Origin of the sequence: Kushneria halocnemicola, assembly GCF_965650455.1 — a bacterium.
Classification (GTDB): Bacteria; Pseudomonadota; Gammaproteobacteria; order Pseudomonadales; family Halomonadaceae; genus Kushneria.
The window spans coordinates 1,917,040-1,930,534 of record NZ_OZ287968.1 but is presented as its reverse complement, the minus strand read 5'-3'; the positions used below and the strand labels follow the sequence as shown (position 1 = coordinate 1,930,534).

Genomic DNA, 13,495 nt, shown 5'->3' with positions numbered 1-13,495 from the left:
GACGAGCAGGCCTGTCGATCCTTGCAAAAGCTTAGAACAGTGGCGGGTAAAGACAACGGTTGTTGTACAACCGTTCGTATCAATAGGAATCCGGATTGGCGCCCGACTTCCACGACCAGTCGCGCCAGCGCAGATCAAAAAGGTCCTTGCGTCGGTCCTTGAGGTTGGTCACCGACCCCTCGCTTCTGACCACGCGCAGACGGGTCAGGTCGAGATCGGAGAACATGACCATCTCGGTGTTGGGCGTGGTCTCGGACATGACGGCGTCATGCGGAAAGGCAAAGTCCGACGGCGAAAAGACCGAGGACTGGGCGTACTGGATATCGAGATTTTCGATCGAGGGCACGTTGCCGACGCTGCCACAGGCAACCACGTAGCACTCGTTTTCGATCGCGCGGGCCTGGCTGCAGTGACGCACGCGCAGGTAGCTGTTTTTGGTGTCGGTCCAGAACGGCACGAACAAAATGTCCATTTCCTGTTCGGCCAGCAGCCGCGGCAGCTCCGGGAACTCGACGTCATAGCAGATCAGGATGCCGACCCTTCCGGCATCGGTCTCGAACACGCGCAGCTCGTCGCCGCCTTCGACCACCCAGTCACGGCGCTCCTGCGGGGTGATGTGCAGCTTGGCCTGGCGTTCGATGTTGCCATCGCGATGACAGAGATAGGAGACGTTATAAAGCTTGCCTTCGCTGTCTTCTTCCATCATCGACCCGGCAATGATGTTGATGTTGTAGGACACCGCCATGCGCGAGATTTCGGTCTTGAAGCGCTCGGTAAAGCCGGCCAGAAAGTGAATGGCCTTGATCTGGTCGGACTGGTCGGTCAGCCCCATCAGCGGGGTGTTGAAAAGCTCGGGGAAGACGGCGAAATCGCTCTGGTAATCGGCGATGGCGTCAACGTAGAACTCGACCTGCTGCAGGACCTGCTCGACCGAGGCGAACTCGCGCATCTGCCACTGAACGGCGCCCACCCGTACCTGGGTCTTGCGCGATTCCAGCACGCGCGCGACCGGCTCATAAAGGATGTTGTTCCACTCAAGCAGCGTGGCATAGCCCTGCGAGCGCTCGTCTTCGGGCAGGTACTTTTTCAACAGGCGCTTGACCAGAAAGTCGTTGGCCAGCTGAAAGGAGAGAATCGGGTCGTAAATCTCCTTGCGCGAGACCTGATCGATGTACTGGGTCGGCGAGAGCTCGGCGGCGTGCTCGAAGTAGTTGGGAATGCGCCCGCCGGCCAGGATGGCGCGCAGATTCATGGAGCGACACAGGTCCTTGCGCGCTTCATACAGGCGCCGGCCCAGGCGATAGCCGCGGTAGGCCGGGTCGATCAAAACGTCCAGACCGTACAGGGCGTCGCCCTTGGCGTTGTTGAGAATGATCTCGCGATTGCCGATCAGATCATCGTATTTGTGCGGGTTGGAGAAGGTTTCATAGTCGACCAGTACGGTCAGGGCGACACCGACGATGCGGTCTTCATCCTCGATCACGATCTGGCCGTCGGGAAATTCGGCGATCAGGCGATCGATGGTGTGCTTTTCCCAGGCGCCGCCGATGTCGTTGTAGACAACATCCATCAGCACCTTGAGTTTGGCGTAATCCTCGACTTCAAGATTGCGCAGATTGAGATGCAGGTCTTCGATCGACATGGCGATCCTTGCTCCAGAAAACGTCGGTCACGGTAGCCGCCATTCTAGCATGGGGTGGCAGAAGTACCTGAAAGCGATCCTGTCAGGGTGGATGCACGACCCGGGGCGGCTGTGGGACAGGCGATTGTGATAGAGTGCGCGCGCCCTTTTGAAGGGCCACAAAACGCTCTCCGGCCTGCTGGGGTCGGATTCCACTCTCTGCCTGCGGTTGCTGCGTCAATGAATGCCATTGTCATCTCCATTCTTGTCATGGTCGGTCTGAGCCTTTCGCGCGTGCCGGTCGTGGCGGCCTTGATCGTGGCTGCGCTGTGTGGCGGTCTCTATAGCGGTCTGTCCATCCATGAGGTGCTCGACGCCTTCAATGACGGTATCGGCGATGGCGCCGGTATTGCGCTGTCCTATGCCGCGCTGGGCGCCTTTGCCGTGGCCCTTGCCCGCTCGGGGATCACCGAAGGGGTGGCGCGGCGCTTTATCAATGCCCTTGACGGCGAGCGGACGCGGCCGACAACGCTGAAGATGCTGCTGATCGTGGCCCTGCTGGCAGCGGCGGTGTGTTCGCAGAATCTGGTGCCGGTGCATATTGCCTTTATCCCGATCGTGGTGATTCCGCTGCTGCCGGTATTCAACCGCTTGAAGCTCGATCGCCGGCTGGTGGCCTGCGTGATCACCTTCGGGATCACCGCGCCCTATATGCTGTTGCCGGTGGGCTTTGGCGCCATCTTTCTCAACGATATTTTGCTGGCCAATATCAATTCGGCCGGTGAGGCCGCGGGGCTGGAGATTACCGCCGGCCAGGTGCCGATGGCCATGGCACTGCCCATTTCGGGCATGTTGGTGGGCCTTTTGGTGGCGGTCTTTGTCAGCTATCGCGGGCCGCGCCTCTATGAGGAGCGGGCCGTGGCCCATCAGGCAGATGCCGTTGCACCCGAAAGTGGTACCGACGGCAAAAGCGAGGCTCGTGCCCGTCTCCGGCCCTGGCAGTGGGGGGCGCTGGTGGTCTCGATTGCCGCCACGCTCACCGTGCAGCTGTGGCTGGATTCGATGGTGCTGGGCGCGCTGGCAGGCTTTGTGGTGCTCTCGGTCAGCGGCGTGTTTCGCTGGCGCGAACAGGACGGCGTGTTCACCGAAGGCATGCGCTTGATGGCGACCATCGGCTTTATCATGATCACGGCGGCCGGCTTTGCCAGCGTCATGCAGGCGACCGGTCAGATCGATGATCTGGTGCAAAGCGCGCACGCCTTTGGCAGCAGCCAGGCGCTGGCCGCGCTGATCATGCTGCTGGTCGGGCTTTTTATCACCATGGGGATCGGCTCGTCGTTTTCGACCATTCCGATCATCGCCTCGCTGTACGTGCCGCTGGCGCTGAGCTTTGGTTTTTCACCCATGGCGACGGTGGCGCTGGTGGGTACGGCCGCGGCGCTGGGTGATGCCGGCTCGCCGGCCTCGGACTCCACCCTGGGGCCGACCTCGGGGCTGGCCGCCGACGGTCAGCACGATCATATTCGCGACTCGGTGATACCCACCTTTGTGCACTACAACCTGCCGCTGATGGCCTTTGGCTGGATCGCCGCTATGATCCTCTGAGTCCGGCGGGCAGCGCTGTCTGAAGACGTAACGTCTGTGCAGTGCGCCCTGACTGCTATAGTGGGGTGTACTGCGACAGCGCGGCTGTCGATCACGCAACGGATAAGGAGGAAGCATGGCACGCATCATGTACGATCTTTGTGGTGAAGATACGGCGCTGCGATTTTCTCCATTTTGCTGGCGCGCGGCGCTGGCCATGCGCCACAAGGGGCTGACGCTGGAAACCCGGCCCTGGCATTTCACCGACACTCAGGACATTGCCTTTTCCGGTCAGGGAAAGGTACCGGTCATCGTGGATGAGGATGACGAAGTCGTCACCGACAGCTTCGACATCATGACCTGGCTGGATCAGAAATACCCCGGACCTGCGCTGTTCGGTGATGACATGGCGCGCTCGCGGGCCCGTTTTATCAAGCACTGGTCGGAGACGACACTGGCCCCGGCGCTGATGAAAATCGCCATTGTGGATGTGTTTTCGATCATCAATCCAAAGGATCAGGCGTACTTCCGGGAAAGCCGGGAAGCGCGCTTTGGCATGACCCTGGAAGAGTTTCAGGACACCGATCAGGGCCTTGAGATGCTGGAAAAGGCGCTGCCGCCGCTGCGTGCCCAGCTTGAAAGCTCGCCCTTCATTGATGGCGATCATCCGGCGGGTGCCGACTACCTGGTATTCGGGATGTTCATGCTGGCGTATGTGGTCCATGACGGCGCGCTGCTCAAGTCCGACGACCCGGTGGCGCAGTGGCACGAACGCATGCTGGATCTGTTCGGCGGGCTGGCCCGTCAGGCCCCACGTGCGGGATCACGCTGATCCGGGCGATACGGCAATAAAAAGGGCCCCGATTCGGGGCCCTTTTCATGTGTCATTGCAAGGTTTGGTCAGCGCTCGAAGCGCCCCCTGAAGAAGTGACAGCTCCTTGCGGGTGGGGGAAGAGCGCTGATAGAAGTTCTGCAGCCGTTCCAGCGTCTGGGCATGAGGCTGGTTGAGAAAACCGGCGTCTTCCAGTGCCGTGGCCAGCGACTGCTGAAAATGCTGCATCTGCTCACGACTTGGTGGCAGGTCCTTTTGGCGGCTGCTCTCCTGTCTGGCAGCATCCCCCTGAACCGGCTGGCGATGTCGAAAGGCGCGATACAGCTCGTGAGCGCAGACCTGGACGGCCTGAGAGAGATTGAGGATCGGATAGTCCGGGTTGGCCGGCAGGCTCAGCTGATGGGTGCAGTAGGCGATCTCTTCATTGGTCAGGCCCGAGCGTTCGCGGCCAAACACCAACGCGACCGGCATGTTTTCTGCCAGCGCCATCAGCTCACGGGCCATCTCGTCGCCTTCCTCGAACTGCGGCAGGGCCAGATTACGCAGGCGGGCAGACAGGCCCACCACGGCGCCACAGTCGGCGACGGCCTCTTCGAGACTTTCCACCACACGAGCCTGTTCCAGCAGCGCCTCGCCACCGGCGGCCATGCGGGTGGCTTCCTCGTCCGGAAACCGGCGTGGATTGACCAGCACCAGCCGTTCAAGCCCCATAGTGCGCATCGCACGCGCCGCTGCGCCGATGTTGCCCGGATGCCATGTCTGCACCAGCACGATGCGAACATTATCCAGTGCCGAGCGCGGTTCAGTCATGGTGGGATGCTCCCGGGTTCGCAAACGCTTTCAGAGCGTCGCCCTCGAGCCGATAGGAGAGCCACTCCTTGCGGGGCTGCGCGCCGATGGCGTCATAAAAATCGATCGCCGGCTGATTCCAGTCCAGCACCTGCCAGTCAAAGCGTGGGCAGTGATTGTCCACGGCGATGCGAGCGAGTGCCTGCATCAGGGCCCGTCCGGCGCCCCGGCCTCTGGCGCTTGAGGTCACGAACACATCCTCAACGTAGAGGCCGCGGTGGCCCAGCCAGGTCGAATAGTTGAAGAAATAGACGGCAACGCCGACCGGCTGATCATCCTGCAGCGCCATCAGGGCATAGGCATGCGGACGGTCACCGAAAAGCGTTGCGCGAATCATCGATTCATCCGCCTTCATCTCGTGCTCGGCACGCTCATAGATGGCCAGTTCGGTAATAAAGCGCACGATGTCGGGGGCGTCATCGGGGACGGCGACACGGATGGAAATTGTCATGATAGCGGGCACATACGAAGGTCATGGATAAGTGCACAAAGCCTATCATGGACATGAAGAAAGATAGACATGAAAAAGCCCCGCATGATGCGGGGCTTTCGAAGTGGCTCGGGGAGCCGGGCTTCGGGGGATGATTACATCATGCCGCCCATACCACCCATGCCGCCCATGTCACCGCCACCGGCAGCTTCCTTCTCTTCCGGGTCATCGGCGACCATGGCTTCGGTCGTGATGATCAAACCGCCAACGGAACCGGCAGACTGAAGGGCAGAGCGCGATACCTTGGCCGGGTCGAGAACACCCATTTCGAACAGGTCGCCATACTCGCCGGTCTGCGCGTTGTAGCCGAAGTTGCCTTCGCCGTCACGGACGCGGTTGAGGATAACGGAGGCTTCTTCACCGGCATTGGTGACGATCTGACGCAGCGGGGCTTCCAGTGCGCGGATGGTCAGCTGAATGCCGTGCGTCTGGTCTTCGTTTTCGCCCTTCATGTCGCGCAGGCGAGCCGAGGCACGAACCAGGGCTGTACCGCCACCGGGTACCACGCCTTCTTCGACAGCGGCGCGAGTCGAGTGTAGCGCGTCTTCAACGCGTGCCTTCTTCTCTTTCATTTCCACTTCGGTGGCCGCACCGACGCGGATCACGGCAACGCCGCCGGCCAGCTTGGCAACACGCTCCTGAAGCTTCTCGCGATCGTAATCGGAGGAGGTGTCCTCGATCTGGGTACGGATCTGGCTGACGCGGGACTCGATGTCGGATTCAACGCCGTTGCCGTCGATGACGGTGGTATTTTCCTTGGACATGGTGATGCGACGCGCGCTGCCCAGGTGATCCAGCGTGGTCTGCTCAAGGTTCAGACCGACTTCTTCAGAGATCACGGTGCCGCCGGTCAGGATGGCGATATCCTGCAGCATGGCCTTGCGACGATCGCCGAAACCGGGCGCCTTGGCAGCCGCCACCTTGACGATGCCGCGCATGTTGTTGACGACCAGTGTCGCCAGCGCTTCGCCTTCGATGTCTTCAGCGATGATCACCAGCGGCTTGCCGGCCTTGGCCACGCTTTCCAGCGTCGGCAGCAGCTCGCGGATGTTGGAGATCTTCTTGTCGACCAGCAGGATGTAGGGGTCTTCCAGCTCGACCGACATGGTTTCGTTGTTGGTCACGAAGTAGGGCGACAGGTAGCCGCGGTCAAACTGCATGCCTTCAACGACTTCAAGCTCGTCTTCAAAGCCGCGACCTTCGTCAACGGTGATGACGCCTTCCTTGCCGACCTTGGCCATGGCATCAGAGATGATCTGACCGATGGTGGCGTCGCCGTTGGCCGAGATGGTACCGACCTGGGCGATGGCGCGGGAATCGGTGCACGGCACGGCCATGCTGCGGATTTCCTCGACGGCCTTGGCGATGGCGATGTCGATGCCACGCTTGAGGTCCATCGGGTTCATGCCGGCGGTCACGCCCTTGAGGCCTTCGTTGACGATGGCCTGTGCCAGAACGGTGGCAGTGGTGGTGCCGTCACCGGCCACATCGGAAGTCTTGGAGGCAACTTCCTTGACCATCTGCGCGCCCATGTTCTCGAACCTGTCCTTCAGCTCGATTTCCTTGGCGACGGAAACGCCGTCCTTGGTGACAGTCGGTGCACCGAAGGATTTTTCCAGAACAACGTTGCGGCCCTTCGGACCCAGCGTTGTCTTGACGGTATCGGCAAGAACGTTGACGCCGCGCGCCATGCGCTTGCGGGCATCATCGGAGAACTTGATCTGCTTGGCGGACATTACGGTAATTCCTCGATTCTATGTTCGTGTAAAAAATGACGTAGACGTAAAAGAGGTATCAGCCTTCGAGCACGCCGAGAATGTCGGACTCGCTCATGATCAGAACTTCTTCACCGTTGATCTTTTCCTTCTCAACGCCAAAGCCATCCTTGAAAATCACCTTGTCGCCGACCTGGACGTCGAGCGGGCGCGTTTCACCGCTATCAAGGATGCGGCCCTTGCCAACTGCGAGGATTTCACCGCGGGTCGGCTTTTCCTGCGCGTTGCCGGGCAGAACGATGCCACCGGAGGTCTTTTGTTCTTCTTCCACGCGACGAACGACAACGCGATCGTGCAAAGGACGGATGTTCATTTCTCACGTTCTCCCTGATTGGTTACATGAACTGCTGGGGACGATCAGGCCGCGGCGCTGGCGCCCCCGGTTTCCGGCGTCACCGGAGTATTTGGGTCGATATCACGACGTAGCAGATTAATGAGGTCTTGTGGTGGCGTTTCAAGGGGGCCGGGCAATTTTTTTACTCGCGCCGATCCCTCTGGTCATCGACGATTTCGCCTTCTATCACGCGGGTTTGCGATGACTGATTCGCCGAGGTGTCGCGCTCGGGCTGGGTGTAGGTGTCACCGCTTTTGTCATGGCGGGGATGATAGCGATGCACGTTGACATTGCTACGCATGAAACGTCCCAGAAGCGCGCTTCGGGAGAAGGGCATCAAACAGAACATGGCGATGACGTCGGTGAGAATGCCCGGCATGATCAGCAGTACGCCGGCCATGATCATGGCGGCGCCGCGCTTGAGCTCAAGGCTTGCCACGCCGCCGGTGGCCATCTTTTGCTGGGCCTGGCGAAACGAGTCGAGTCCCTCGCGACGGATCAGGTGCATGCCCAGCGCGGCCGCCAGCACGATGACCAGCAATACCCAGGCGCCGATCAGCTTGCCCAGCACGAAAATCGAGATCAGATCCAGCAGTAAAAAGAAGCCGATGGGTAACAGCAGGGGCATGATGTCTTCGCACTCTCGCGTTCAGTATGTTCACAAGGATGCCGCCATCGCTCTGCACTCTCATGGGGGCAGGCACGGCAGCCGTCGATAGCACAGGATACTGGCATGTCAGGTGCAAGAGGTATATGCCCGGATGGCGACAGGGGACAAAAGTCGGGCAGGCAGGGGTGCCATGCGATAGGCAGGGCGGCCGCCGGGAGGCTGCCGCCCGGATGGTCGATCAGAGCTCGACGCTGTCGCGCAGTCGCTCGACGGTGGCCGTGCCGATACCACTGACGCGGCTCAGATCGTCGGCACTTTCATAGGCGCCGTGATTGTCACGGTCGGCAACGATGGCCTCGGCCTTTTTCTCGCCGATGCCCGGCAGGGCGGTCAGCTCGGCAGCCGTTGCGGTATTGATGTTGATGTCCTGCGGCTCGGCCATCAGCGGTGCGGAAAGGGCGAGTGCTGCGGTGGTCAGAAACGTTGCGATCAGTTTACGGGTCATGCCGGTTTCTCCTGTTGATAAGGTTACCTTCAGGGTATCGGCAGGTGTGAACGCTCTTTTAGATATTAATTATATATTGGTTTTCGATGCCCCGATGAGGCAGGACTATCCCGCTGTTGGTGCACAGCCCTTATACTGGCGCCTCGAACTACAGGAGCCTGCATGTCTTCCCCACTGATCATCGCCCTCGATCACGCCAGTCTTGAGGCGGCGCTGCCGCTGGTAGACCAGCTTGACCCGCAACGCTGTCGGCTCAAGGTAGGCAAGGAGCTTTTTGTCCGCAGTGGCCCGCAGACACTGAAGACGCTGCATGCGCGCGGCTTCGATGTCTTTCTGGATCTGAAGTTTCACGATATTCCCAATACGGTGGCTGCCGCCGTGCATGCCGCCGCCGATCACGGCGTATGGATGGTCAACGTTCATGCCTCGGGTGGTCGGGCGATGATGCAGGTGGCGCGGGACGTGCTTGATCAGCACGCGCTGAACACGCATCTGATCGCCGTCACGGTGCTGACCAGCATGAACGATGCGGCGCTTTTTGAAACCGGGGTGACGCGCACGGCCGGTGAGCAGGCGCTGTATCTGGCCGGGCTGGCGCGCGACAGCGGTATGAGTGGCGTGGTGTGTTCGGCCCATGAAGCCGGCGATGTGGCCGCGCAGTGTGGCGATGCGTTTTTGCGGGTGACGCCGGGCATTCGACCAGCGTTTGCTCAGCGCGATGATCAAAATCGGGTCATGACACCACTTGAGGCCATGCAGGCCGGCAGTACGCATCTGGTGGTGGGGCGGCCGGTAACACGCGCCGACGATCCGATGGTCGCGCTTGCCGCGATCGAGCAGGAGCTTGCAACCAGAAAGTAGCCAGAGGCGCTACTCGCCTTCCAGACCCGTGATCGGCTTGATGGCGCCCCACTGACGGCAGCTGGGGCAGTGCCAGTAGAGCTGCTCGCCCTGAAAGCCGCAGCTTTTGCAGCGGTAGCGCGCACGCTGGGCCATGAGCTGCTCGGTGTGGCGCTTGAGCAGGCGTAGATGGTCAAGCTCGTGCTCCGGAACCTCCTTGAGATAGAGGTCCATCAGATAGTCGATCCCGCGCAGGCTCGGGTTGTGCTGAAGCTGTTCGCTGACCAGGCGGGTAGCGGGCTCGATCCCGTCACGCGCGCGCAGCCGCTCGGCCAGCAGCAGCACGAAGGAGACATAGGGCGCCTTTTCCAGCTGGTCGGACAGAAATTCGATCAGCCCCTCTTCATCGTCGAGCAGATCAAAGGCGCGCTGGATGGGGGCCAGGGTGATGGGCACCATGTCGCTGTCCTGATCGCGAATGCGACGCAGCGCGCGAATTTCGTTGCGATAGCTGCCGGCACGGTGCTCGATATCGGCAAAAAGCCAGTTGGCCCGCACGCAGGCCGTATCAATGGAGAGCGCCTGCTTGAGATGCTTGCGGGCGGGGCCGGGGCTGCCTTCCTCGATGGCCTGTTCGGCCAGCTCGCAGTGCCAGTGGGCCGCGGCGCGCCTGAGCGGCTCGTCCTGTCGCACCAGCTGGGGCAGCGCGACATCCAGCGCCGCCTGCCAGTCCTTTTCCCGCTCGTAGAGATCCACCATCAGCCGCTTGGACGCCGTGGCGGTCTGCTCGTTTTCACACTGACGAACCAGTCCGGCCAGTAGCCGCTCGGCGCGATCGAAAACGCCAAGACGCATGAAATCGCGTGCCAGCTCGAGCTGCACCTGTTCACTCTGGTCGGTGGTCAGTACGGGGCGTGCCAGCAGGTTCTGGTGAATCCTGACGGCCCGGTCGGCCTCGCCACGCATGCGAAAGAGATTGCCCAGCGCAATGTGGGTATCGATGGTATCGCCGTTGACTTCAAGCGCCTGAACGAAGGTCTCGATGGCACGGTCGGGCTGCTCGTTGAGCAAAAAGTTCAGCCCGACAAAATAGTCGCGTGACAGGTGCTGGCCGGATAGCGTTCGATGGCGATAGCGGTAGTGCTTTCGCTCCATGCGGCCCAGCCACCAGCCGATGCCGATTGCCGCAACGAGAATAAGGAGCAGCACGGGATCCGGCATTCAGGGGGCTTCCTTGAACTCCTGAACGCGCAGGCGATCAAGCTCCTTGCGCTGTTGCTGATTGTCGTGACGGGTGCGCATGAGGTTGGTGCGAAGGCGCAGGTAAAGCCCTGACATGGCGACCATGCCCAGCACAACACCGGCGACCAGCGTCGACAGCAGCCACAGCGACAGTGAGGCAGGCGGCAGTTCCGCCCAGATGACGTCCAGCGGTACGGTCTGCTGGTTGCGCACGGCAAACAGCATGCCCAGCAGTAGAACGATCAGTGTGACAACAGCAAGTACCACGCCCTTGAGCCAGCGCATAGCAGATCCCTGATTTTCCCTGTCCAATTGAAAACAGTGTAACACCGGCAGTAGCGTGCAGCGATGTTTACGGCGCTTGCCCGCACGCGTCATGAAACAGGAGTCGTGATAACACAGTGGTGAGACGAGAGACGCTTAAAAGCCCTGTTCGCGGCTGGCGTTGACCTGCTCGCGCAGCTCCTTGCCGGGCTTGAAATGGGGCACGTGCTTGCCGCTGAGGCTGACGGGATCACCCGTTTTGGGATTGCGACCGGTACGCGGCTCACGATAGTGCAGGGAAAAGCTGCCAAATCCGCGTATTTCGACACGACCGCCGTTGGCCAGCGTGTCGGTAATATCGTCAAGAATCAGGCGAACCGCCGACTCTACCTCCTTGACGGACAATTCTGACTGTTGCGCGGCAATCTGTTCGATCAATTCGGACTTCGTCATCGGGGGTTCTCCATCCGTCCTGTCGGGAGCCTTCAAGGGCTTTTTGTTTGTTTTCAGCATAGCCGCTAATGTGAGATAAAACAACGCACTACATACCACCCAAAATTAATGCCGGGGGTGGCTGTCAAAGTTTCAGACAAACATGGGCGTGGCGCGCCGGCTGCGTATAATGGCGCATGGGTCATCGCCATCTGACAGGAGATCAATGTGAGTGAACCAAAAGCCTTTGATGCCACAGCGCGCAAGCGCCTTTACTGGCATTCCCGTCGTGGTATGTGGGAGCTGGATCTGATGCTGGTGCCCTTTTTCGAGAACTGCTTCGACGGGCTCAGCGATGAAGATCAGTACGCCTATCAGGCGCTGATCGCTCAGGAAGACCAGGATCTTTTCCTGTGGCTGATGCGCCGTGAAATTCCCGATGATCAGACACTTGCGCCCATTATCATGCAGATCGTGGATTATGCCGAAAGCACCCATACAAGCGACGTTCGTCCGCTCTAGAACCGCCTTCGGCCTCTATTGTCTGCTGGCTGGCGCCATTGCGCTGGCATGCGCGCTCTGGCTCTCATTGCTCTGGGCCGGGATGGCGCTTGTCGTGCTGGGAGCGTTGGGGTGGCAACAGGCGGGGCGGGTGCCGTCTGCACTTCGCACCACCAACGGCGGTCAGTGGGAGCAGTATCGTCAGGGGCAGTGGCAGGGCGTGACACTCAGGGCCCCACGGGTGGGGCCGCTGGTGTGTGAAGTCGTTATCGAGCGTCGGCGTTACGCGCTCTGGTACGACATGCTGTCGCCCGAGCAGTTTCGTCGGCTGCGCCTGGCGCTGTTGGCCACTGCCACAGGCGAGGCGCCTCCCCGCGAACCTTCTCAGGACTGAGCGCCGTCGGGGCGCTCGTCGCTCAAACGCCGCCCGCCCACCAGATGGTGCCGACTGGCTCGCTTTCTGAGTCTTGAGCTTGGCAGGCGCTGAATGTTGCCCAGATAGCCCACCAGTGCGCGGGCCTGTCGAGCCAGCTCGCGGTTGAGCCAGAGATAGCCGCTCGGGCTGAACAGGGCGCGGCCCGATGAAGAACGCCCGGAGAAGGCCCGATTGACGTAGCGCTGCAGATCGAGCGCGGCAATGTCGAGATCGATCTCCTGACCGGTGCGCACCTGATGCGCCAGCATCGACAGCGACCGCGCCAGCTGCTGCTGCTCATCGCGCAGCCCCTCAAGACTTTCGATGATGTCGTGCCCGTTGCGGGTATCCCAGTGGGTTTCCAGCAGCAGCTCGACGGTCGAGATCATGCGACGCTCCAGCGAGAGCAGACTGTTGAGCTCGCCGCGTCGCAGTCTGCCCTCCTTGTGCACGGCATCGACCAGAGCGCGCTGTTTGATCAGCTGCGAAGTGGTCTTTTTCATCTCCTCGAGTGCCTGGTCGTGGTCGGCTTCGGTGGCCAGCGTATGGGCGTAGTAAAGGCTTGCCAGACGGTCGAGATTGTCGGCCAGCATGAAGCGAAACAGATCCGTGGCCTTCTGGGGCAGCACGATGATCGTCACCGCAATGCCGATGCTGGTGCCCAGCAGCACGTCAAAGGCACGCCACAGCGCAATGGTCAGATCCTCGTTGCCATCGCCGGTCACCATCAAAATCGTAATGCCGAACATCAAAACGCTGTAACCGTAGCGCGAGGTAAAGGTGGCGTGCAGGGCCACGGCGATGGCGGCCAGGGTCAGCACCTGAATGGTGCCGGGCGGGGCCGACGGAATCAGCAGCAAAGCGATGCCCAGAAGTCCGCCCAGCGCAGTACCGATCAAGCGCTGGCCGCCCTTGTCGAGCACGCCACCGACATGGGGCAGGTTGCCCATGACCATGAGCGTGCTGACCGGCGCCCAGATGCTGTGGGGAATGTTGAAAAGCGAAATGATGAAAAAGGTGACGCCAAGCGCGATGGTCGCGCGCAGCGTGTAGAGATAGTGACGGTAACGATAGTTGAAGTAGGGGTCGCGAAAGCGTATGCGTGCCATGGGGCGCCGGGCTGGATAAGTGAGTATGCCTATCTTATCGTCGAAGAATCCGAAAACTCGAGGAATAATCCTCTTTTACGGCCAATCGGGGC

16 protein-coding genes are annotated in these 13,495 nt (G+C 60.7%); 5 read left to right on the top strand and 11 right to left on the bottom strand.

Features of this window, described 5'->3' with window-relative positions; all coding sequences use genetic code 11:
• Window positions 1-79: 79 nt before the first annotated feature.
• Window positions 80-1,642: a GNAT family N-acetyltransferase gene (locus ACS92L_RS08890; RefSeq protein ID WP_438764302.1), complete on the bottom strand. Its 1,563-nt coding sequence runs from the start codon at window positions 1,640-1,642 to the stop codon at window positions 80-82.
• A 219-nt stretch (window positions 1,643-1,861) separates the two neighbouring features.
• Here ACS92L_RS08890 and ACS92L_RS08885 point away from each other — a divergent pair, with 219 nt between their 5' ends.
• On the top strand, window positions 1,862-3,226 hold the full coding sequence (locus ACS92L_RS08885) for a Na+/H+ antiporter family protein (protein ID WP_438764301.1): 1,365 nt from the start codon (window positions 1,862-1,864) through the stop codon (window positions 3,224-3,226).
• A gap of 115 nt (window positions 3,227-3,341) precedes the next feature.
• Complete coding sequence (locus tag ACS92L_RS08880) at window positions 3,342-4,037, top strand: glutathione S-transferase N-terminal domain-containing protein (protein WP_438764300.1); 696 nt, start codon at window positions 3,342-3,344, stop codon at window positions 4,035-4,037.
• Window positions 4,038-4,082: 45 nt separating this feature from the next.
• On the opposite strand, the gene ACS92L_RS08875 is transcribed toward ACS92L_RS08880, so the two are convergent.
• From ACS92L_RS08875 to ACS92L_RS08850, 6 genes are all read right to left on the bottom strand, one after another.
• The gene (locus tag ACS92L_RS08875; RefSeq protein ID WP_438764299.1) at window positions 4,083-4,847 is read right to left on the bottom strand and encodes an RNA methyltransferase; all 765 of its coding nucleotides are present in this window, start codon (window positions 4,845-4,847) and stop codon (window positions 4,083-4,085) included.
• A complete protein-coding gene (locus ACS92L_RS08870; RefSeq protein ID WP_438764298.1) occupies window positions 4,840-5,337 on the bottom strand; it encodes a GNAT family N-acetyltransferase in 498 nt (165 codons plus the stop codon). Before ACS92L_RS08870 ends, ACS92L_RS08875 begins: the two co-directional genes overlap by 8 nt.
• A 134-nt stretch (window positions 5,338-5,471) precedes the next feature.
• A complete protein-coding gene (groL, locus tag ACS92L_RS08865; protein WP_115852452.1) occupies window positions 5,472-7,112 on the bottom strand; it encodes a chaperonin GroEL in 1,641 nt (546 codons plus the stop codon).
• 58 nt (window positions 7,113-7,170) lie between these two features.
• Complete coding sequence (locus ACS92L_RS08860; RefSeq protein ID WP_115852453.1) at window positions 7,171-7,464, bottom strand: co-chaperone GroES; 294 nt, start codon at window positions 7,462-7,464, stop codon at window positions 7,171-7,173.
• Between the two features lie 163 nt (window positions 7,465-7,627).
• Window positions 7,628-8,113 (bottom strand): FxsA family protein, encoded by a 486-nt coding sequence (locus ACS92L_RS08855; protein WP_438764297.1) that lies wholly within the window; start codon window positions 8,111-8,113, stop codon window positions 7,628-7,630.
• Between the two features lie 220 nt (window positions 8,114-8,333).
• The gene (locus ACS92L_RS08850) at window positions 8,334-8,600 is read right to left on the bottom strand and encodes a ComEA family DNA-binding protein (protein ID WP_438764296.1); all 267 of its coding nucleotides are present in this window, start codon (window positions 8,598-8,600) and stop codon (window positions 8,334-8,336) included.
• 162 nt (window positions 8,601-8,762) lie between these two features.
• Here ACS92L_RS08850 and pyrF point away from each other — a divergent pair, with 162 nt between their 5' ends.
• Window positions 8,763-9,461, top strand: coding sequence for an orotidine-5'-phosphate decarboxylase (pyrF, locus tag ACS92L_RS08845; protein WP_438764295.1), 699 nt, complete (start codon window positions 8,763-8,765; stop codon window positions 9,459-9,461).
• Window positions 9,462-9,470: 9 nt separating this feature from the next.
• On the opposite strand, the gene lapB is transcribed toward pyrF, so the two are convergent.
• From lapB to ACS92L_RS08830, 3 genes are all read right to left on the bottom strand, one after another.
• On the bottom strand, window positions 9,471-10,661 hold the full coding sequence (lapB, locus tag ACS92L_RS08840; protein WP_438764294.1) for a lipopolysaccharide assembly protein LapB: 1,191 nt from the start codon (window positions 10,659-10,661) through the stop codon (window positions 9,471-9,473).
• Window positions 10,662-10,967 (bottom strand): lipopolysaccharide assembly protein LapA domain-containing protein, encoded by a 306-nt coding sequence (locus ACS92L_RS08835; RefSeq protein ID WP_438764293.1) that lies wholly within the window; start codon window positions 10,965-10,967, stop codon window positions 10,662-10,664. It lies immediately after the preceding gene.
• A gap of 135 nt (window positions 10,968-11,102) precedes the next feature.
• A complete protein-coding gene (locus ACS92L_RS08830; protein ID WP_115852459.1) occupies window positions 11,103-11,399 on the bottom strand; it encodes an integration host factor subunit beta in 297 nt (98 codons plus the stop codon).
• 207 nt (window positions 11,400-11,606) lie between these two features.
• On the opposite strand from ACS92L_RS08830, the gene ACS92L_RS08825 reads away from it, so the two are divergent.
• Window positions 11,607-11,900 (top strand): succinate dehydrogenase assembly factor 2, encoded by a 294-nt coding sequence (locus ACS92L_RS08825; protein ID WP_438764292.1) that lies wholly within the window; start codon window positions 11,607-11,609, stop codon window positions 11,898-11,900.
• Window positions 11,818-12,273 carry a protein YgfX gene (locus ACS92L_RS08820; protein WP_438764291.1) on the top strand — a complete coding sequence of 152 codons (456 nt, stop codon included), beginning with the start codon at window positions 11,818-11,820 and terminating at the stop codon, window positions 12,271-12,273. Before ACS92L_RS08825 ends, ACS92L_RS08820 begins: the two co-directional genes overlap by 83 nt.
• On the opposite strand, the gene ACS92L_RS08815 is transcribed toward ACS92L_RS08820, so the two are convergent.
• Window positions 12,264-13,403 carry an FUSC family protein gene (locus tag ACS92L_RS08815; RefSeq protein ID WP_438764290.1) on the bottom strand — a complete coding sequence of 380 codons (1,140 nt, stop codon included), beginning with the start codon at window positions 13,401-13,403 and terminating at the stop codon, window positions 12,264-12,266. The genes ACS92L_RS08820 and ACS92L_RS08815 overlap by 10 nt on opposite strands.
• Window positions 13,404-13,495 lie beyond the last annotated feature (92 nt).